We start from the raw sequence: 19,961 nt of genomic DNA on the forward strand, positions 1-19,961 counted from the left end.
AAGGAGGTGCTCAGGGACTACGAGGACGGCCTGACCCTCGCGAAGGGAGACGCCACGGTAGAGCAGGCGGTCAACGACTGGCTCAAGTACGAACTGAGCCGGCGGGACAAGGCCACCTATGAAGCAGGGCAGATTATGTGCCGAGTCCACGTCATCCCGGCCCTGGGCAAGCGGAAGCTCCGCGAACTCAGTGCACAGGATGTGGATAAGTGGCTGGCGGACAAGGCCGAGACGCTGAGCACGAGCACACTTCGGCTGATCAGGTCCTACCTCAACCGATCGGTCAAGCGTGCGATGACCCGAGACCTGGTGAAACGCAACGTGGTGGACCTCTGCTCAGTTCCGCGCGGTCAGGAAGGTCGCCCGTCCAAGGCGCTCACGCTCGCACAGGCAGAAGGCTTGCTCAAGGCCGCAGAAGAGACCCGGATGCTTGGGTACCTTGTCATGGCCCTGCTCACCGGCGCACGTACTGAAGAACTCCGAGCGCTGACATGGGACCACGTGGACTTGACAGGCGATCCCGACGCTGACCCGGCCGTACCGCCGTACGTGGCTGTGTGGCGGTCCGTCCGTTCCGGTGGGGACACCAAGACCCGCAAGTCTCGGCGCACTCTGGCGCTGCCACAACGCTGCGTAGAAGCGCTCAAAGCGCATAGGACTCAGCAGGAGGAGGACAAGAAGACAGCAGGCGAGCGATGGACGGAACACGGGCTCGTGTTCGCCTCGACCGTGGGCACACCCCTCGATGCCCACAACGTGCGGCGCGCGTTCCGCGCGGTGATCGCCAAGACCGACCTCGACCCCGACGAGTGGGCACCCCGAGAGCTGCGACACAGCTTCGTGTCCCTACTCTCAGACCAGGGCATCCCGCTGGAGGAAATCTCCCGACTGGTCGGTCACAGCAGCACGTCGGTAACAGAACTCGTCTACAGAAAACAGATCCGTCCTGTTCTCCAAGCGGGCGCGGTGGCGATGGACGAAATTTTCCGCCGTTAACAGTACCGGGCCTGGCCAGTCACCGCACTTTAGTCAAGCCTCTCAAAGCTCGGTCGAGGCGCGATAACAGAGGTGCGCTTCTCATTGATATGGAGCCACGGAGGCGCCTCGACCGAGACGAGCTTATGCTCCACTCCAACGAGGTCTTGCTGTGCCGCTTCGTTCAGGGCACCCTCGATGTCAATCACCTTGGCTGTAGGGTACTTTTCCAATTGTTCCTGAAGACGCTGCCCCTTGGCAGTTGGCTTCAAGAAGTACGGTGGCCGCTCATGCTTCCCCATGGTGTAGACAGCAGCAGCCACGGACGCATACGCATCATTGAAGAGTCCCATGAAACCGTTAGGGTCCGGGAATGCCACGACCCACATGTTCTTCCTCTTGTCATAGCGCACGCCCGGAGCCAGATTTGGGGCCTCAGGAACGATTCCGATACGGAGACCACGGCCGGGCTCAAGCAATTCCCAGTTGCTCTTAATGGTTGTTGCCGCGAACCGAAGCGATGCCTCATTGCTCAGGAAGAGGTCAGTCTTCCATACCTGCTTCACCCTATCGGGCAAGATAGGTTTCGCTAGTTTTCCTTGCGCAGCAACCGTGACCCAGGGGCCGAATGCGAAGGGCCTTCCACTTCCATCAGGAAGAAGGACCGCCTCATTTCCTGCATTCTCAACAACCGCGTCCAGGAACCCCAGGTATTTGGCGCGCTCATAGCCGAATAGCAGCGAGGTTGGCTCGGATGCGCCCTTGAAAAGACGCGGCGAGGCCTTAGCCAGGGCAGTTGCAACCAATTCCGTTGTGGTCGGCTCCTTACCCAGGATGGCTTCATGGACGGCCCACTCGAACCCGTCCCCCCTCATCCCCTTGTCCCGCTCAAGCCGGGCTACCTTCGAGAGCTGCCGCATCGTTACGTCGAAACGGTCGCAGTTGAGGTCTGTCAGGTCGTCGCCCGTCAGCTGATCTAGCTGCGCGCGGATGATGGAGCGAGCTACCGCATAGAGAGCGCGCCCGTACTCGTCCACGGGCTGACGCTGAGACAAGAAGGTTACATCCCCCACAGGGCACGACTTTACTCTCTTGGCCCCACCGGCGCCCGTTGTTCAGCACCCAACCGGGGCGTAGCGAGCTCTGCTCGGCGAGGTAGTCACCCACTTAGACGCCCAGAAGCCCCTCAAGATCCCTTGAGGGGCTTCTGACCTGGAGCCGCCTTGGGGATTCGAACCCCAGACCCCTTCATTACGAGTGAAGTGCTCTGGCCGACTGAGCTAAGGCGGCGTGCCGTACGGCGTGACAGAGTCTACAGGAGCCCGAAGGGTTCTCGCTCCCACCTATTGCCCCGGCTCCCCGTACGTCGAGTCGTACGCCTTCCGCGGTCCGCACACGCTCGCCTTCGAGCAGGCGCACCGTCGCCCCCCGTCGTTGAGCCGCACCACCACCGAGTCGGACGGTACGTTGTGCCCCACCACGGTCCCGGGGCCTTCCGGGGTTTCCACGTTCGTCCCCACTCGGGGCGCCGAGGCGCGGAACTCCTGGTAGAGGGGGTGTTCGTACTTGAGGCAGCACATGAGCCGCCCGCAGGCCCCCGCGATCCGCAGCGGGTTGACCGGGAGGTCCTGGTCTTTGGCCATGCGGACGGACACCGGCTCGAAGTCCTTGAGGAACGTCGCGCAGCACAGGTCGCGCCCGCAGGGGCCGATGCCGCCCTGGAGGCGCGCCTCGTCCCTGGGGCCGATCTGCCGGAGTTCGACCCTGGCCCGCAGGTTGCGGGCCAGGTCGCGGACGAGGGCGCGGAAGTCGACCCGGTGGGGCGCAGAGAAGTAGACGGTGAAGACGTTGTCCTCGTCGAGGTAGTCGACGCCGACGACCTTCATGGGCAGGGTGTGCCGTTTGATGAGGCGTTTGGCCACGCTGCGGGCTTCGGCCCTGCGGCGTTTGTTGGTTTCGTCGCGGGCGAGGTGTTCCTCCTCCGCCGGCCCGGCGCACACCGGCAGTCCGTCGATGTCCTCGCTGCTCCATTGGGGCGCCCACACGCACTCCGCCACCTCTGGACCCGAGTCGGTGGGCACGAGCACCTTGTCGCCCACCTTGGGGCTGTGCCCGCCCGGGTCGAGGTAGTAGAGCCTTCCGTAGCGGGTGAAGCTCACGGCCATGATCATTCCCATGGGCTCGAGCTCGCCTCCTTGACCGGCATCGGGGATCTTGCGGCCTTCCCTTGCCACATTACGTGTCCGTCCGCGCCGAAGGTTAGGGCCCCTTGGAGCACGCTTCGGCCGCCGGCAGGTCCAGGCCGTACCTCTCCAACGCGATCTGCTCGCGGGTGCACGCGTGGTCGACGACCTGGGCCACCCCTGGTTGCCGCTTGAGATCGCTGACCACGCGGGACCGGTCGGCTGTGGCGCGCATCGTCAGCCTGAAGGACTCGGGCATGTCCTCCACCTCGGTGGCTTCGACGAGGGTTCTGTTGCTCTTGTACGAGCTGAGGAAGTTCCTGTACGCCGCCTCCTGGTCCTCGAAGAAGAACGACTCGACCTCGGGCATCTGCGCGATCATCTGCTCGACGGCCTCTTTCTGTGCCTTCGTCGCCGCCTTGCCCTCCTTGGTGACGCTTCCGGAGGTGCGCTGCGCCCCGCACGCGGGCATGGCCGAGCCGTCAACGCAGATGAAGACGGAGATGCGCTGCGTTTTCTCGTTCATGGCCGGAAGGTCATAGAGCCTCGCCGGCTCGGAGAGCTTCGCCACACCGGGCAGTGCGTGCAGTGGCCCGACCGTCTGCCGCAGATCGGTTCCCTCATGAACCTTCACCCTGAAGGACGGCAGAATGTCGGTGGGCTTGACGGCGGCCAGCAGCGCCTTGTTCTCCGCGTACTCCTGCCGGAACCTGCCGTAGGCGGCCTCATCGCTTTCGAAGGTCATCACCTCGACGTCCGGCGACCGCCGTATCGTCTCCTCGATCGTTCTGGTCTGCTCGGGGTCGGCTGCTCGCCCCTGGCACGGATCTTTCTGCACCGACTCCGTACACAGGAAGATTGCGAGGTCTGTCTCCTCGGGGGGGAGGGATTCCGGGTTCGTGGCCACCGCGTAGTCCACCTCGCCCGGCCCGCCCAGCCCCACTGCGGTCGCCGTCCCCGCGAGCACGACCGCCGCGACCGCGATGAGCAGCCGGTGGTTCAGCCGGAAGCGCCGCTCCGGCGCACGCAGCGGCCTGAGCGTGCTGGGGTCGAGCGTGGCGCCCGCCTCCGTGAGCGCCTCGCGCAGCCGGTCTTCGGTCGGGCTGTGGTTCATGATTCCTCCCCGAGTGCCCGGCCGAGTGCGGCGAGCCCCCGCGCGATGGTGGATCGGGCCGTGCCGGCGCTGATCCGCATGGTGTCGGCGACCTCCTGGTCGGTGAGGTCGAAGTAGTAGCGCAGGGTGAGGGCCTCGCGCTGCCGGCGCGGCAGCTCGCGCAGCGCCAGCAGCACCTCGCGCCGTTCCTCCCCGAGCATCGCGGCGCTCTCCGCCGACCAGACAGGCGGTTCGTACGGCACCGCGCGCCGGAACGCGGTCGCCCGCCTGCGCAGCACCGACCGGCACCCGTTGAGCACCGCGGAACGTACGTAGGCCAGCGCCTTGTCGGCGTCGCGCAGCCTGCCCCGGCCGGCGTGGGTGCGGGCGAACGCCTCCTGCACGACGTCCTCGGCGCTGGCCTGGTCACCGAGCATGATCAGGGCCAGCCGTACGAGGCCGATGTGGTGCTCGGCGAAGATCGACGCCACGTCCACGCGCTGCCGGGCGAGGGCTTCCTGTTGGGTGAGCAGTTCGACTTCCACGTAACAGAGACGCCTGGCGGCCTCGTCTGCTGCTTCTGTCACCCGGTCATCTCATGGGCGGAGCGCCAGCATCATGGCCTCGATCGCGATCTGGGGGTTGACGTTGGCGGCCAGGCGTTCCCGGCACTGCATGATCGCGTCTATCCGCCGCAGCGTCTCCTCGGGGGTGGACGCCTTGGCCAGCTGGTCGAGGTCGAAGCGGATGTCGTCGTTGGCCAGCTCGATGGCGGCGCCGAACTGCATGGCCAGCACGTCGCGGTAGTAGGACACCAGCTCCAGCAGCGCCGAGTCCAGCGAATCGCGTTTGATGCGGGTGGCCCGGGACTTCTGCCGGTCCTCCAGCTCCTTCAGCGCGCCCGCGCCGCCGCGTACGAGCCCCCGGTTGAGCCCTTTGCCCGTGGAGCCCTCGCCGTAGATCTTGCGCAGCTCGGCGGTCTCGTTGTCGTTGAGGGCGGCCGTGGCGGCGGCGGCCTCTTCCTCGGCCGTCTTCACCAGCCGCTCGGCCGCGGCCACGCACTCGCCGACCCCCGTCAGCGCGCGTGGAATGCTCAGCACCGCCTCGCGGCGTGCCCTGGCTCCCTCGTCGAGGGCCAGTGCCCGCGCCCTGCTGACGTGCCCCTGGGCGGCTCTGGCGGCGAACCTGGCGATGTCGTGCGGCACGCTGTCACGGGTGGCCAGCACGTGGGCGACGGCACCCGTGGCGGGTGTGGTGAGGGTGACCAGCCGGCAGCGGGACCTGATGGTGATCATCAGGTCGTCGGGCGCGGGGGAGCACAACAGCCACACCGTGCGAGGCGGCGGCTCCTCGATGGCCTTGAGCAGGGCGTTGGCGGCCGACTCCGTGGCCCGGTCGGCGTCTTCGAACAGGATGACCCGCCACCGGCCCTGCGTGGGCGCCCCGGCCGCGCGCAGGATGAGCTCGCGGGTCTGCTTGACGCTGTAGGACAGGCCTTCCGGGCGTACGGACTCCAGGTCGGGATGCGAGCCGATCAGCACCTGGTGGCACTGGTCGCAGTGGCCGCAGCCGGCGGCGGGGCACAGCAGCGCCGCGGCGAAGGCGCGGGCGGCCTCTTCCCTGCCCGATCCGGGCGGGCCGGTGAACAGCCAGGCGTGCGTCATGCCCGCGCCGCGCCCGCCCCCGATGACCTCGCCGGCCGCCGCCGCGGCCCGCGAGAGCACGGCGGTGGCTTGGTCTTGACCGACCAGGTCAGCGAAAACCGTCACGAGGCAAGGCTAGTCGCGGATGGCGGGCATCGTGCCGGTGGCGTCTTCTGACTCCCTCGGCACCGGGTCGGGCAGGATCTCGTGGATACGGTCCTGGATCTGGCGGGTGAGCACCTCGGCCGGCAGGGTGCCGTCGACCACGAGGTAGCGCTCGGGCGCCGCGGCGGCCAGCTTGCGGAACTCCTTGCGCACCCGCTCGTGGAACTCCAGCGGCTCCGCCTCGATGCGGTCGGCCGCACCGCCCAGCCGGGTGAGCCCCACCTGGGGCGGCGTGTCGATGAGCACGGTCAGGTGCGGCACCAGCCCGCCGGTCGCCCAAGCGTTGATCTTGGACACGTCCTCGGGGTCGAGCGCCCGGCCGGCGCCCTGGTAGGCCAGCGACGAGTCGACGTAGCGATCGGTGACCACGAGCGAGCCGCGGTAGAGGGCGGGCCTGATCACCTTCTCCACGTGCTCGGCCCGGTCGGCGGCGTAGAGCAGGGCCTCGGCACGGGCCGACAGGCCGCGCTCGGCCGCGTCGAGCAGGATGGCGCGCAGCCGCATGCCGACCTTGGTGGAGCCGGGCTCGCGCGTCTGCACGACGTCGTAGCCCTGGTCGCGCAGCCAGATGGCGATCAGCCGCGACTGGGTGGTCTTGCCCGACCCTTCGCCGCCCTCGAACGCCACGAACAGGCCCGGCACGTGCTCGGCCCGCTCGGTGCCCAGCCGCTCGCCCCGCACCGCGGCGATCAGGTCGGCGGTGAGGGGCACGCCCTTCCTGTCGTCCATGTGGCGCAGCGCGAGGAGGCCGACGGCGGTCGCGAGCACGCCGCCGATCAGCAGCACCAGGTTGGACCCGTCGAACTGGTAGGCGAACTCGCCCAGGTCGAGCACGTGCACGCCGAAAATCGCCGCCGCCGGGTTGGCCACGGCGACCACGAGCAGGAGCGTCACGCGCGCGGTGGACTGCAGGAACGCGAACGTACGGCCGCGCAGCCCGTCTTCGACCTCGAGCCCGATCAGCGTGTAGCCGATGATCCAGGCGATGCCCGCGCACGCGCCGAGCACGACGGTCAGCATGACCACGATCGGCAGGTTGTGCACCAGCGCGATCGTGACGAGCACCAGCCCCGCCACGGTGATGGCCAGGCCGAACAGCCGCCTGCGCGACAACTGGCGCAGCAGCCTGGGCCCGAAGAACATGCCCAGCGCCATGCCGACGAAGACCGCGCCGAACACGACGCCGTAGGCCGCGTCGCCGCCGCCGAGCGCACCGACGTAGATTTTGGCGACGCCGACCACGGCCCCGCCGGCGGCGAACGCGCCCAGCATGCCGATGATGAGGCCGCGCACCATCCGGTGGCCGCCGACGAACCGCCAGCCCTCGATGACCTGCTTGAGCACGGACGGCGTGGAGATGGCGCCGTCACGCTTGGGAATGCCGCGCAGCGTGAAGATCAGGAAGGCCGACACGAGGTAGGCGCAGGCGTTGACGATGAGCGCCAGCCCTGTGGCGTCGCGGCCGGACAGGAACGGCACCGTGCTCGTGACCACGTCGCCCACCACGGACAGCGCGGCGAAGAGCATGGCGGCGATCGGCGCGGTGCCGTAGGTGACCAGCAGGTTGAGCTGGTTGGCCGACTCGAGCTGCTCCTTGGGCACCAGGTTGGGGACGGTGGCGTCCTTGGCCGGGACCCAGAACAGGTTGATGCACTCGACCAGGAGGGTCGCGATGATCACCCACTGGTAGCTGTGCACGAACGGGATCGACAACACGATGGCGAACCGGGCGAGGTCGGCCGCGAACATCGTCAGCCGCCGGTCGAACCTGTCGGCGAACACCCCCGCGAGCGGCCCGAGCAGGATGGCGGGCAACATCTTGGCCACGAACACGCCGCCGATGGCCAGCGACTGCACGCGGTAGTCGTCCTGCATCAGGTTTCCGGCCAGTGCGGTCAGCGCCAGGATGTTGAGCCAGTCGCCGAGACTGCACACCGACATGGCGGTCCACAGCCGCCGGAATGGCGCATTGGCCAGCACGTGAGCCGGGCGGCGTCGGCCAGGGGCAGTCATGATTTCAGCGTATCCAGGTGTTGACCGGAAGCGGGCAGTCGGGAGAGAAGCCGGAAATGCCCGGCTGCTCGTGGCTGAGGGTATTACGTCCGCGGGCTGGTGCGCAGGTTTCGCACCTCGAAAGGGGCCCCAAATCCATCATCAATTGACAGCTCCGGCCTCATGTCGCGCCGCCTCCACCAATGGCCGCCATTCGGCGCGGATGTCGGGCGGCAGCTCCAGCTCGTCGAACAGCTCGACCAGCAGCACGCCGTCGACGTGGTCGAGCAGCTCCTGCGGCCCGCCCTCGCACAACAGCGTGGTGTAGGCGACCCGCCGCTGGTCGCGGTCGGCCAGGTCGTGGGCGTGACCGCGCAGCCGCACGACGCCCAGCGCCGCCGCGACCGGCAACCGCCGCAGCCGGCTCGGCACGTGGAACGTGCGCCCGTCGCCGCGCACGCGCGCGGCGAACTCGACCTTCGCCTCCAGCACCAGCCGGAACCCGGCGGCGTCGAGAATGCGCCCGGCCGTCTCCAGCGTCGGCGACTTCCTGCCGTGCTCGTAGGCCGACAGCGTCGTGCGCGAGGTGCCGCTCACGCTTGCCAGGGCTTTCTGGTTGAGGCTCGCGGCATGCCTGGCCTGCTTGAACAGCAGGCCGCCGCGCTCGGCCCAGAGCGCGACCTCCTGCCGCAGCACACGCTCCACCGGCGACGAACCCACGGCGCACCTCCGACTCGTATCCGGTCGGATACTGTACGCCATCATGGCCCTAGGTGACCAGCGGATTGCGGAAAGTCAGACGCGCAACTCGAGCATCGTGATCTCGGGCGGAGCCCCCACGCGCACCGGCGGCCCCCAGAAGCCGGCGCCCCTGGTCACATAGACCGGCACGCCGTCGACCGTGGCCAGCCCCGACACCACCGGCTGCTGCAGCCCCACCACCAGGTTGAACGGCGCGAGCTGGCCGCCGTGCGTGTGCCCCGACAGCTGCAGGTCGACGCCGTGACGGGCGGCCTCGGCGACCTGGATGGGCTGGTGGGCGAGCAGCACGGTGCTCCTGCCCGCCGCGCGCCCGCCGAGAGCCCTGTCGAAGTCCGGAGGGTCGCCCGCGTCCGCCCCGCCGACGTCGTTGACGCCGGCCAGGTCGAGCACGGCGCCCTGGTGCCGGATCTCCACGCGTTCGTTGCGCAGAGAACGTACGCCAAGCTCCGCGAGCTCCTCGATCCACTCGCCGGGGCCTCCGGACACGTAGTACTCGTGGTTACCGGTCACGAAATAGGCCCCGTAGCGGGACTCCAGGCTCTTGAGCGGCCGGGCCAGCGGCCCCAGCTCGGCGACCGGCCCATCCACCAGGTCGCCCACGATCGCCACCACGTCGGCCTCCAGGCCGTTGATCATGCGGACGATGCGCTCGGTGTGCCGCAGCCCCGTAAGCGGCCCCAGGTGTACGTCGCTCACCACGGCGAACCGCAGGCCGCTGAGCCGGGGATCCAGCTTCGGCAGCGTGACCGCGACCCGTTCGGTCACGGGGTCGCCCAGAGCGGTCGTCACGCCGTACCCGACCGTGCCCAGCGCACCCACGCCGGCGACCGCGGCGGTGGCCCGCCCCAGGAAGAGCCGCCTGCTCATCGGAGCCGCCTCCACCGCGGGAGGCGCGACCGGCTCCTCCTCGGCGGGGCCGCCGGCCCCGGCGAGCACCGGCACCGGCTCGGGCTCGGGCGACGCGCTCCGCGGAGCGGCCCGGCGCGACAGCAGCGCCACCACGGCCCGCGGGATCTCCAGCACGACCAGGAAGACGACCAGGTAGAACATCACGGCCACCCAGAGGTAGCCCGGCCAGGCGAGCCAGTGCCCCCACTCCACCCGCGAGCCCGCGAAAGCCGCGGCCACGAGCAGCACCATGCCCACCAGGCCCCAGGTCAGCGCCTTGCGCAACCGCCCGGGGCCCGTCGTCGAACGCACCATCCGATGCCACAGATAGAAATGCGCGAGCGCGACGACGCCCAGAAACATCAGGACGAACAACACATACTGATGTTACTTACGACTTGGTCGCCTGCTTCTTCGCGGTGGCCTTTTTCGCCGGAGCCTTCCTCGACGACTTCTTCGGCGCGGGAGCCCGCTCACGACGCTCGGCCAGCAGCTCCGCCGCCCGCTCGATCGTGATGTCCTCGACCGTGTCGCCCTTGCGCAGCGACGCGTTCGTCTCGCCGTCGGTGACGTAGGGGCCGAACCTGCCCTCCTTCACCACGACCGGCTTCTTGGAGTTGGGGTCGTCGCCCAGCTCCCGCAGCGGCGCCGCGGCCGCGGCCCGCCGGCCGCGCTGCTTCGGCTGCGCGAACAACTCCTTGGCCTTCTCGATGGTGACCGTCAGCAGGTCTTCCTCGGAGGCCAGCGAACGGGAGTCGGTGCCCTTCTTCAGGTAGGGGCCGAACTTGCCGTTGTAGGCCACGACCTCCTCGCCGTCGAGCTCGCCCACAGGCCTGGGGATGGACAGCAGCTTGAGCGCGTCCTCGAGCGTGATCGTGTCGAGCGACATCGACTTGAACAACGAACTCGTACGCGGCTTCGGTGCATCCGCCTTCTTGCGCTTCTTGGGAGCTTCGTCCTCGGCCGGCTCCGGCAGGACCTCCGTCACATAAGGCCCGTAACGGCCGTCCTTCGCCACGACCGTGTGGCCGGTCGCCGGGTCCTTCCCCAGCTCCCTGTCACCCGTCGGCCGCGAGAACAGCTCCTCCGCCTTCTCCGCCGTCAGCTCGTCGGGCGTCATGTCCTCGGGCACGTTGACCCGCGAGCCGTCACGGTCGAGATAGGGGCCGTAACGTCCGACCCGCAGCACGATGTCGGTGCCCTTCACCGGGAACGAGCTGATCTCCTTGGCGTCGATGTCGCCGAGGTCGGTGACCATCTCCTTCAGGCCCTCGTCGCCGTCGACACCGTAATAGAAGCGCTGCAGCTCCGGCACCCGCTCCGCCCGGTCGTTGGCGATGTCGTCGAGCACCTTCTCCATCTCGGCCGTGAAGTCGTAGTCGACCAGGTTGCCGAAATGTTGCTCGAGCAGGTTGACCACCGCGAACGCCAGGAACGACGGCACCAGGGCCGTGCCCTTCTTGAACACGTAGCCGCGGTCGAGGATCGTGCCGATGATCGAGGCGTACGTCGACGGCCGCCCGATCTCGCGATCCTCCAGCTCCTTGACCAGCGACGCCTCGGTGTAACGGGCGGGCGGCTTGGTCGAGTGGCCGGCCACGTCGAGCCGGGTGACGGTGAGCGCGTCGCCCTCGGCCAGGTTGGGCAGCCGCTTCTCCGAGTCGTCGCGGTCGGTCGACGGATCATCTGACCCCTCGACGTACGCCTTGAGGAACCCGTAGAACGTGATCGTCCGCCCCGAGGCGCTGAACTCGACGTCCTCGCCCCCCGACGACCGGCCGGCCACCTTCACCGTGATCGACTCGCCGACCGCGTCCTTCATCTGCGAGGACACCGTACGCTGCCAGATCAGCTCGTACAGCCGGAACATGTCGCCCGACAACCCGGTCTCGCCCGGCGTGCGGAACTCCTCGCCCGACGGCCTGATCGCCTCGTGCGCCTCCTGCGCGCTCTTCACCTTGCTGGCGTAGACGCGGGGCTTGTCGGGGACGTACGCGGCGCCGTACAGCTTGATCGCCTGTGAGCGCGCGGCCGCCACCGCCGTCTCCGACAGCGTGATGCTGTCGGTACGCATGTAGGTGATGAAGCCGTTCTCGTAGAGCCGCTGCGCCACCTGCATGGTGTATTTCGCGGAGAACCCCAGCTTCCTGCTGGCCTCCTGCTGCAGCGTGGTCGTCCTGAACGGCGCGTAGGGCTTGCGGGTGTACGGCTTGCGCTCGACCGACTTGACCCCGAATGACGAACCCCGCAGCCGGCCCGCCAGCTCGCCCGCGGCGGCCTCGGACAGGTGGAGCACGTCGGCGTTCTTCAGCCGGCCCGTGCTGGTGAAATCGCGCCCCTGCGCCACCCGCTTGCCGTCGACCACGGTCAGCGTCGCGGTGAAGTCGCGCGGCCGCTCCTCCGCCTTGCCGGTGTCGAACAGCGCCTGCAGATCCCAGTAGTGGGCGGACGTGAACGCCATACGGTCGCGCTCGCGCTCCACCACCAGCCGGGTCGCCACCGACTGCACGCGGCCCGCCGACAGGCGCGGCTTGACCTTCTTCCACAGGACGGGGCTGACTTCGTAGCCGTAGAGCCGGTCGAGGATGCGCCGGGTCTCCTGGGCGTCGACAAGGCGCAGGTTGAGGTCGCGCGGGTTGGCCACGGCGTCCTGGATCGCCTGCTGGGTGATCTCGTGGAAGACCATGCGGTGCACCGGGACCTTGGGCTTGAGCACCTCGCGCAGGTGCCAGGCGATCGCCTCGCCCTCGCGGTCCTCGTCAGTGGCCAGATAGAGCTCGTCGGCATCCTTCAGCAGCTGCCGCAGCTTGTTGACCTGCGATCGCTTGTCTGGGTTGACGACGTACAGCGGCTCGAACTCGTGCTCGACATTCACCCCGAGGCGGGCCCAAGGCGCACCCTTGAACTTCTCGGGAATGTCGTCGGCCTTCTCCGGCAGATCGCGGATGTGGCCGATGCTCGATTCGACGATGTAGCCGCGCCCGAGGTAGCCCGCGATGGTCTTCGCCTTGGCGGGCGACTCGACTATCACCAGGCGTGTTCCGCCGGCGCTGCCGTTCTTGGCTGGCACGCTGCTTCCTACCTCGCTGTTCGCTAGCTATCCCCCTGCCGGGAGTCGGCACAGACTGAAAGGTAACCCGACTCGCGGAAATTTCCTTCCCCCCGGGCTACCCACTGGCTTCCGGGTCCACCCACAAGCACGCAGAATAAGGCTCATCGAGCGGCATGGCGCCCTGACTCACTCTGGAGACTAATCGTTGTGCTCGACTACTCCTACATGGATATCTTCATTCCGCGCGACCTCACTCGCGAAGCCGCACGTCAACTGCTGACCGAACACGCAGAGTACGGTCAGTGGGAGCTCGCGCGCGTACGCGTGCACCCCGACGGCAGCCGACACGTACGCCTGCGCCGGAAGGTCATGCGAGTCCGGCGCACGTTTTGAAGGGTGACATGTTGCACGCGGACATGTTGCACGCGGACATGGCTTTGCCCGCCCCGGGCCGCGCCCCCGGAACGGGCAAAGCATCTCTCGCTGACCGCTCGCCGGACGCGAGCGTCAGCCGATCTGGTCAGGCGCTGTTACGCACCTGCTGTGCCCTGCGCAGCGCCTGCGGCGTCCTGCTCAGTGCCTGCGGCCCGGACGGAACCGGCGGGCAGTCGCGAACAGGGTGGCCGAGGCGGCGAACAGCCCACCGAGCATGAGGGCGAGCAGCGAGCTGGAGTTCATCCCCGTCACACCGGCCGGCTGCTCGGCGCTCATCAGGCCCAGGTTTCCGACAGGCAGGTTACGGGTGGCGGAGGTCACCACGCCGCCGGCCGGGGTCGAGGCCACCAGCGACGTCGCCGGAGCGAGCGGGGAGGCGGCGGCGCCGGAAGGCCGGGCGTGACCGGACCTGTCCGCCGGGGCCGCGGTCCGCTTCTTCGGCTTGGCCGGCGTCACGACGGTCCGCTTGGGCGCGGCCGGGGTCTTCGCCTGGGCGGGCAGCCCGGGCAGGCCGGGCACACTCGGTAGGCCGAGTGTGCGGGAGGCGTCATCGAGGAGGGGCAGCGAGGTCAGGCCGCCGCCCTGCAGCTTGGCGACGTCGCCGACGCCGCCGAAGTCCGGCGTCCCGCCCAGGGCCGGCATGCCCGGGATCACGGGCAGCACGCCGCCCTTGGCCGCCGCGGTCTTGGCGGTGGTGCGGGCGAAGCGCTGGTGGCCGCTGAGTCCTCCGTGCCCCGGCTTGCCGACGTGCGCCCCGCCCAGGCATCCGGCCGCGGCATCGCCCAGGACGGCCACCGCGTTGCCGCAGACGTTGATCGGCGCGGTGATCGGGGCGATGACCTGGTTGCCGCCGAGGATGCTCGCGTTGCCCGAGGTGCGGTTGCCGCCCGTGCCCCTGCCGGGCTCCTTCACGTGGGCGCCGCCCTTGCAGCCGGCGAACGCGCGGCCGACCAGCGCCACGGCGTTGCCGCAGACGTTGACCGGCGCGGTGATCGGCGCGATGACCTGGTTGCCGCCGAGGATGCTCGCGTTGCCCGAGGTGCGGTTGCCGCCCGTGCCCCTGCCGGAGTTGTGTACGGTCGCCCCTCCCGCGCATCCGGCCGTGGCATTGCCCACGGCGTTGCCGCAGACGTTGATGGGCAGGGTGATCGGCGCCACCACCTGGTTGCCGCTGCCGACCCCGAACCGGCCGTCGGTGTCGTTGCCCCGCGAGCCCACGTGACGGCCCTTGTGGTGGTAGCCGCGCTTGGGGTCGCCGTTGGTGACCGACGACCCGCCCTTGCAGCCCGAGAACGCCCGCCCGACGACCGCCACCGAGTTGCCGCAGATGTTGATCGGGGCGCTGATCGGCGCGACGACCTGGTTGCCGCCGAGAATGCTCGCCCGCCCCGAGGTGCGGTTGCCGCCCGGGCCGCCCTTGCCGGAGTTCTTCACCGTGGCGCCGCCCTTGCAGCCCGCCGTCGCGTCGCCGAAGATCGCGACCGCGTTTCCGCAGGCGTTGATCGGGGCGCTGATGGGCGCGGTGACCTGGTTGCCGCCGAGGATGCTCGCATCGCCCGACGTACGGTTGCCGCCCGTACCGCCCCGGCCCTGGTTGCGCACCTCAGCGCCACCCTTGCAGCCCGCGTCGGACCTGCCGATCAGCGAGACGGCGTTGCCGCAGGCGTTGATCGGGGCGCTGATCGGCGCGTCGACCTGGTTGCCGCCGAGAATGCTCGCGTTACCCGACGTGCGGTTGGGGATGCCGCCACCGCCGCGGTTGTTCACGACCTCGGCGCCGCCCTGCGAAGAGGCCTGCGACGAGCCGACCGCCGCGACGGAGTTGCCGCTGATGTCGATGGGCAGCGAGATCGGCAGGTCGACCTGGTTGCCGCCGCCGATGGACGCGTCGCCCGAGGTGTCGGCCAGCGCGGTGCCGCTGCCGCCGAACGACATGACGGCCACCGCGAGAAGGGCCGCAGGGGTCGATGCCTTCGCCCACGTACGCATATCGATGCTCCTTGTGGTTCTTGGGGGGATTACCTGAACAGCTCGCGGACAGCCCGAGGCCGTGCGAGGTTTCGCGCACAGCGGAGACCTCGGATTCGCGAACCAGCTGAACTGACGTGTTCACCCGCCGGCGGAGGGGATCAGAGCCGCGCTCCGCCGCGATTACTTGGAGAAGGGCCCGGCGTCGCCTTGCCCGCGACGTCTTCCGTCGCGCGTGACCGACCGGTGCCCGGGCGGGGATCAGTCAGGTGAGAAAGAAGGGTCGTCCGCCGCTGTGCGGACGACGGGGGGAAGCACGTACGCCAGAGGTGCACGCCGCGCCTCGAGCCGCGGGTCGAACCCTGACCTCGCGTCATCCCCGGTGGCGGACCCGAAAGGGCCGCTGCCACCGCCGTTGGGCACCAAGCCGTTGGTGTCCAGGATCTGGCCGGCGGTGGACGGTGTCGGCAGGCCAGGATCCTGCTGGCTGTTGAGGCCGTCGACCGTGCGCCCCGCCATGGCTTCGGCGTTGTCGGACGCCGAGACGTGGTCAGGGTCGAGGGAGGCGGCCGACGCGCCGACTTCTGTGACCGCGGAGGGGACCGCGGCCGTTTCGGTCACGGGAAGCCCCGCGGCCGATGTCGCAGACGCGGAAAGATCCGCGGCCGCCGTTGCAGACGCGGGAAGCCCCACGGCTGTTGTTGCGGACGCTCCCGTCGCCGCGGTGGAGTCCGCGGCCGCCGGAGCGGCGGTGAGCATGCCGAACAGAACAGCGAGCAACCACCCGGCGGCTACCAGGAAGCCGACCGCGGTTGCCCGCATGACGAGCCGACGGGCACCGGCCGCGAACCGCGCCATCCGGTCGACCCGATCGGTGGCCGTGTCCTGCCCCTGGGAGGTCACGGGCAGGCGACGCACAACGAGGGACTTCTCCCTCGGCTGATGCATCGCCGCGCGCGCCACGTGACCTCCCGCTATCCAGAACCGGCCCAGTGTGGATGGAGCCGGTCCGTGGACTCTCACCCCTCAACGGTCCGTAACCGTAGCAGTACCCAAGGTTGTCGCAAGGCCTTTTCACCGCGACCCCAGAAATTCACCAACGCCACACAGCCCAAACCATCCCCAACTGGGCCAATGCGCTCTGGCGTACGTCATGAGCGGCCCATCAGCGACCCCGCGACGGGCCATCACCCGGCATTCCCGCGCCCCCAGAGCCACCTTTCGGCAGGAGGCCGGATTCTCGGTATGACGCACCCCTCAGAGTTTGCTAGCCTTACTGAGCCGACGCGGGATGACGGTCCCGCGTGCAGGCACCAAGTCCGGGTGGCGGAATAGGCAGACGCGCTAGCTTGAGGTGCTAGTGCCCAGTGATGGGCATGGGGGTTCAAGTCCCCCCTCGGACACCAACTTCATAACAAGCGCCAGGTCTCTGACCTGGCGCTTTTGCTTTCTCTTGGCTATGAGGGTTCACGTCGGGGAACCCTTAGCCCCAGGCCAGGCGCATGGGGGTTCATCTCCCTCTCCGACATAAGGGGTAAGCCCATGGCCCTCCATCCAGGTACTCGACCACCTGCTCGGACCCACTTCGGCCGGGCCGTGACGGCGTCTCGGAGGTCTGGCGCTGGTGTAACCATTCTGGTGCCGGCATCCAGGACGCCCACTCGCCGTTCGTGGCGGCGTAGGCAGCATCGGCAACGATCGCGCGAGGGGTCTGCGGCGACGGCAGCCTCGTGATGGGCGGCCCCGGCATTTGGGACGCAGAGCGACCACAGCGAACAGGCCGCGATCGACGCTGTCATCGGGCGCGAATAACATTTCCAGACGCACGGATCAAGGCTCGGGCCCCGCCAGGGCATGCCGAGCAGGTTCTTCGGCGGTACCGACTGCCGTGCCTTGGGCCGCGAGGGGCTGATGCGGGTTGAAGGCCGCCCCACGGGCACAGCCGTCGGAGTTGGCGGCATAGACGTCTCCAAGGTTGAGCCAACAGGTCCCGTCGTCCGCCGGACCCGCGAGCCTTCGCGAAGGTGGCGCGCAGGGTGTCCACATACGCCCAGATCGTGGGCTCCTGGCCGTACTGGCCGTCGCAGTAGTGCCGTAGTCCCCAGTACGGCGGGCTGGTGACGATGCAGTCCACCGAGCCCGCAGGCATCTCCGAGAGCACCTGCCTCGCGTCGCCCTGGTAGAGGCGGCCACCAGCGGGACCACCCGCTGCCAGCACTGCCCGCTGTGCCAGGCGCGGTCATGCAGAGGCCTTCTCCTGAGGACGGCGGACCGTACGCTGGACCGGGAGGGTCGCCTCGATCATCACATGGGCCGCGGAATCAGCGTGTCGAGAGCTTCCGCGGTCGCATCACCCCTCAGCGGGCTGAGGACCACGCGAGCTCCGGACCCGCTCTCGGGCCCGGACGGGAAGGCGTGGATCAGACGTGGGTGACGAGGAGACTCACGCCTGCCTCACCACCGCAGTCGACGAACACCGGGCCGACGCCGTTGCCGGTCCTCGGTGAGAGGGTCGCCTTGGCCACGAACCCTTCGGGTTGTCGTCGATGATGCGGACGTACTCCAGCAGCGGGAGCTTCCTGTCGATTCCGGCGATCACGCCCTTGAGCCCCTTGCCGCCGCCGCAGTGGCCAGTGATCGTCACCTCCTGGCCGCGCTTGGCGGTCGGGTTGGGGCTGACGTAAACCACCGCCCTGGCGCCCTTCGGCGGCTTCGGCGCCGCCACCGTCGCGGCGCCCGTGCCCTCCTGGGCGCCGCCCGTACCCGGGCCCAGCAGCCCGGCCGTCAAGCCAGCCCGGCGATCGCGGCCGGCATCCTCTTGCTCATGATGATCTCTGCGGTGCTCTCGCGCGGTTGGATCGACGCAAACGCTGGGCCGGGCCGCGGCGGCAGCGCGTCGTCCGCCCGCCGCTACATGAACGTGCACCGTTCGCGGTACGCGCTGCACCGAACGGAGCAGTTACGGACGGGCCTCGTGGGATGCGGTGCACAGGAGTCGTGCCGCGACGAGCTGGTCGAGCAGTTCCTGGCCGAGGTCCGCCAGGTCATCACGGCGAATCGGCGTCGACGCCCCGGCCAGAAGCTTCTCGCAGCGCCCCACATGTTCCGGCGGCACCGGCACCAGCGTGTCGGCAGTGGTGATGAGAGCGCCTGTCGAGTCGGCCGTCCAGTGAAGGATTCCTTCCGGATGAACGTGGAAGGTCTCGCACCGCCTTCCTTCGACAGCCTCCGCGACCGGTGGCGCCGGCAGCGGATCGAAGCGCCGGCGGCGAGCACCGATGATGCGACCGGCCACTTCGCCAGTGTCCAGAGCGGACATCAACTGAATGATCTCGGTAATCGCCGAGGAGACCTCGGCAATGGCGCGGCCGTCGTCGGCAAGGGCGTTAGGGGGCAGTTCGCGGGCCGGCTCGGCGCTGTCGGTCAGAGTGGAAACCATCGACCGGAGGACGTCTTCCGTCGTTGTCGCCCATACGGTCAGGGTGATATGCAAACTTGGCGCTTCCGTGCTGGATCCGGAATGCAACCAGCCGCGCGGGATCCAGAGGACGTCTCCCTTGCCGAGAGTTACCTCCAGATCTGGCGGGTCTGCTGCGGGATCGGCGCCGGGCGCCCAGAGCCGCCATTCTTTGCGCCCTTCGGTCTGTACGAGCCATGCGTGATACGGATCGTGGTGGGCGCCAAATCCGCGGGCGGTCGGCGGCGTGAGATACGCGTTGGCGAAAACGGGATGGCCGATTTCGGCCGACAGTTTCCGGCACAGGTCGCCGAGCGGTGCCCAGAAGCGGTTGAGGCCCTGCAGGATCAGAGTCGCGCCGCCGCCCAGGGCGGAGATGACTTGCGCCGGGTCCATGAGTCCTTTGAGGCCCAGTGATGTCGATCGCTCCGGCCGGCAGAGGGATTCCTGTGGAATCAGCCGATTGTCACGAACCATCCGGAATGCCGGCGCCTGAATGGCCTGCCCATTGAGCAGACTGTCAATATCTTCCCAGGTCAGAAGTGATGAAAAGGTCATCGAGCTGTCCGAGCTCCGGTAGGGAGTGGCAGGCCAGGCGGAGTCGAACAGAGCCGGATCCCCAAGGGATGGGAGAACGCGCGGGTGTGAGGGCGAGTCCATCGAGATTACCTTTGCGGCGCATGAGGAACGACAGGGCATCGTAACCCTCGTGGAGCTTCGGGATGGCGAGAAAGTGATCGTAGCAGTCGTAACATACATGATGAAGAGCCGTCAATATGGAAGTCCAAAAATAGTTAATATGGCCAGGTTCTTCCGCGTTGACCTCCGCGCGAAGCTCTCTTTACTTGCCTCGTGGCGACACGTATGTTCGCCAGGTGAAGGTCGGAGATTCCGATCTCGAAGGGAGATGCCTTATGGCCATCAAGGACACCCTGCGTGCCATGGACGAGTCGGGCGCCCCGAAATTCCGGGCGACCGACGAGGAGAAGGCCCTTACGGGCGGGGACCGCGAAATGGACTCGATGTTCGAGTACCAGCGCTCGTTCGTCGTGACGAACATTAACGAGGCGTAACCCGGCCCGACCGGCGGCCCTTCTGCCAAAAGAAGGTGGCAGGGCCGCATCTCTCTGTCGATCCGGCCTGTTGAAGGGTGATTGGAAATCACGGTATGGGCAAAACGCACCCGCTAGTCGCTCTGCTCGACGACATCGGCCTTTTCAGTGACGTGATCTCAGCGAATTGCCGGCAGGTAGTCGTGCTCGAAATGGGTGAGGACAAGTGCCGCGCGGGCGATGTCGCCGATTCGGCTGGGGCTGACGGTGATGTGCTGGAGGACCCGCCAGCGGCC

Annotated in this window: 16 protein-coding genes and 2 tRNA genes; 4 read left to right on the forward strand and 14 right to left on the reverse strand. The window is 68.3% G+C overall.

Going from position 1 to position 19,961, the window contains the following annotated elements; translation table 11 throughout:
• The first annotated feature begins 6 nt into the window (after nt 1-6).
• Nucleotides 7-996 carry a site-specific integrase gene (locus ACTWPV_RS25515; protein WP_443153710.1) on the forward strand — a complete coding sequence of 330 codons (990 nt, stop codon included), beginning with the start codon at nt 7-9 and terminating at the stop codon, nt 994-996.
• Between the two features lie 29 nt (nt 997-1,025).
• On the opposite strand, the gene ACTWPV_RS25520 is transcribed toward ACTWPV_RS25515, so the two are convergent.
• From ACTWPV_RS25520 to topA, 10 genes are all read right to left on the reverse strand, one after another.
• Nucleotides 1,026-2,012: a hypothetical protein gene (locus ACTWPV_RS25520; RefSeq protein ID WP_443153711.1), complete on the reverse strand. Its 987-nt coding sequence runs from the start codon at nt 2,010-2,012 to the stop codon at nt 1,026-1,028.
• A 176-nt stretch (nt 2,013-2,188) separates the two neighbouring features.
• Nucleotides 2,189-2,265: transfer RNA gene (locus ACTWPV_RS25525), tRNA-Thr, on the reverse strand.
• Between the two features lie 53 nt (nt 2,266-2,318).
• On the reverse strand, nt 2,319-3,146 hold the full coding sequence (locus ACTWPV_RS25530; protein WP_347648093.1) for a PSP1 domain-containing protein: 828 nt from the start codon (nt 3,144-3,146) through the stop codon (nt 2,319-2,321).
• An 88-nt stretch (nt 3,147-3,234) separates the two neighbouring features.
• The gene (locus tag ACTWPV_RS25535) at nt 3,235-4,272 is read right to left on the reverse strand and encodes a permease-like cell division protein FtsX (protein WP_443153712.1); all 1,038 of its coding nucleotides are present in this window, start codon (nt 4,270-4,272) and stop codon (nt 3,235-3,237) included.
• Nucleotides 4,269-4,838 (reverse strand): SigE family RNA polymerase sigma factor, encoded by a 570-nt coding sequence (locus ACTWPV_RS25540; RefSeq protein ID WP_443153713.1) that lies wholly within the window; start codon nt 4,836-4,838, stop codon nt 4,269-4,271. Before ACTWPV_RS25540 ends, ACTWPV_RS25535 begins: the two co-directional genes overlap by 4 nt.
• A 9-nt stretch (nt 4,839-4,847) precedes the next feature.
• Nucleotides 4,848-6,020, reverse strand: coding sequence for a DNA polymerase III subunit delta' (locus ACTWPV_RS25545; RefSeq protein WP_443153714.1), 1,173 nt, complete (start codon nt 6,018-6,020; stop codon nt 4,848-4,850).
• A 9-nt stretch (nt 6,021-6,029) separates the two neighbouring features.
• Nucleotides 6,030-8,072, reverse strand: coding sequence for a dTMP kinase (gene tmk / locus ACTWPV_RS25550; protein WP_443153715.1), 2,043 nt, complete (start codon nt 8,070-8,072; stop codon nt 6,030-6,032).
• A gap of 141 nt (nt 8,073-8,213) precedes the next feature.
• Nucleotides 8,214-8,771 (reverse strand): helix-turn-helix transcriptional regulator, encoded by a 558-nt coding sequence (locus tag ACTWPV_RS25555; RefSeq protein WP_347648076.1) that lies wholly within the window; start codon nt 8,769-8,771, stop codon nt 8,214-8,216.
• 75 nt (nt 8,772-8,846) lie between these two features.
• On the reverse strand, nt 8,847-10,079 hold the full coding sequence (locus tag ACTWPV_RS25560) for a metallophosphoesterase (RefSeq protein ID WP_443153716.1): 1,233 nt from the start codon (nt 10,077-10,079) through the stop codon (nt 8,847-8,849).
• A gap of 13 nt (nt 10,080-10,092) precedes the next feature.
• The gene (topA, locus tag ACTWPV_RS25565) at nt 10,093-12,771 is read right to left on the reverse strand and encodes a type I DNA topoisomerase (RefSeq protein ID WP_443153717.1); all 2,679 of its coding nucleotides are present in this window, start codon (nt 12,769-12,771) and stop codon (nt 10,093-10,095) included.
• 189 nt (nt 12,772-12,960) lie between these two features.
• On the opposite strand from topA, the gene ACTWPV_RS25570 reads away from it, so the two are divergent.
• A complete protein-coding gene (locus ACTWPV_RS25570; RefSeq protein ID WP_132517675.1) occupies nt 12,961-13,146 on the forward strand; it encodes a DUF5703 family protein in 186 nt (61 codons plus the stop codon).
• A gap of 180 nt (nt 13,147-13,326) precedes the next feature.
• Here the strand turns inward: ACTWPV_RS25570 and ACTWPV_RS25575 are convergent, their stop codons facing one another.
• On the reverse strand, nt 13,327-15,177 hold the full coding sequence (locus tag ACTWPV_RS25575) for a chaplin family protein (protein ID WP_347648079.1): 1,851 nt from the start codon (nt 15,175-15,177) through the stop codon (nt 13,327-13,329).
• Between the two features lie 240 nt (nt 15,178-15,417).
• Nucleotides 15,418-16,119, reverse strand: a complete 702-nt coding sequence (locus ACTWPV_RS25580; RefSeq protein WP_347648080.1) for a hypothetical protein — start codon at nt 16,117-16,119, stop codon at nt 15,418-15,420.
• A gap of 354 nt (nt 16,120-16,473) precedes the next feature.
• On the opposite strand from ACTWPV_RS25580, the gene ACTWPV_RS25585 reads away from it, so the two are divergent.
• Nucleotides 16,474-16,562, forward strand: a tRNA-Leu gene (locus tag ACTWPV_RS25585).
• Nucleotides 16,563-17,599: 1,037 nt separating this feature from the next.
• Here ACTWPV_RS25585 and ACTWPV_RS25590 read toward each other — a convergent pair.
• Nucleotides 17,600-17,944, reverse strand: a complete 345-nt coding sequence (locus ACTWPV_RS25590; RefSeq protein WP_443153718.1) for a hypothetical protein — start codon at nt 17,942-17,944, stop codon at nt 17,600-17,602.
• Between the two features lie 171 nt (nt 17,945-18,115).
• Nucleotides 18,116-19,171, reverse strand: coding sequence for a cupin domain-containing protein (locus tag ACTWPV_RS25595; RefSeq protein WP_443153719.1), 1,056 nt, complete (start codon nt 19,169-19,171; stop codon nt 18,116-18,118).
• Nucleotides 19,172-19,527: 356 nt separating this feature from the next.
• On the opposite strand from ACTWPV_RS25595, the gene ACTWPV_RS25600 reads away from it, so the two are divergent.
• Nucleotides 19,528-19,686 carry a hypothetical protein gene (locus tag ACTWPV_RS25600; RefSeq protein WP_443153720.1) on the forward strand — a complete coding sequence of 53 codons (159 nt, stop codon included), beginning with the start codon at nt 19,528-19,530 and terminating at the stop codon, nt 19,684-19,686.
• The last annotated feature ends 275 nt before the right edge of the window (nt 19,687-19,961 follow it).

This window comes from Nonomuraea sp. KM88 (assembly GCF_052245635.1).
Lineage (GTDB): Bacteria > Actinomycetota > Actinomycetes > Streptosporangiales > Streptosporangiaceae > Nonomuraea.

Excerpts from the sequence above, each read along its gene's own strand:
- ACTWPV_RS25530 (WP_347648093.1), bottom strand. The coding sequence starts at position 3,146 with ATGATCATGGCCGTGAGCTTCACCCGCTACGGAAGGCTCTACTACCTC.
- ACTWPV_RS25535 (WP_443153712.1), bottom strand. The coding sequence starts at position 4,272 with ATGAACCACAGCCCGACCGAAGACCGGCTGCGCGAGGCGCTCACGGAG.
- tmk (WP_443153715.1), bottom strand. The coding sequence starts at position 8,072 with ATGACTGCCCCTGGCCGACGCCGCCCGGCTCACGTGCTGGCCAATGCG.
- ACTWPV_RS25575 (WP_347648079.1), bottom strand. The coding sequence starts at position 15,177 with ATGCGTACGTGGGCGAAGGCATCGACCCCTGCGGCCCTTCTCGCGGTG.
- ACTWPV_RS25595 (WP_443153719.1), bottom strand. The coding sequence starts at position 19,171 with ATGACCTTTTCATCACTTCTGACCTGGGAAGATATTGACAGTCTGCTC.
- ACTWPV_RS25600 (WP_443153720.1), top strand. The coding sequence starts at position 19,528 with ATGGCCATCAAGGACACCCTGCGTGCCATGGACGAGTCGGGCGCCCCG.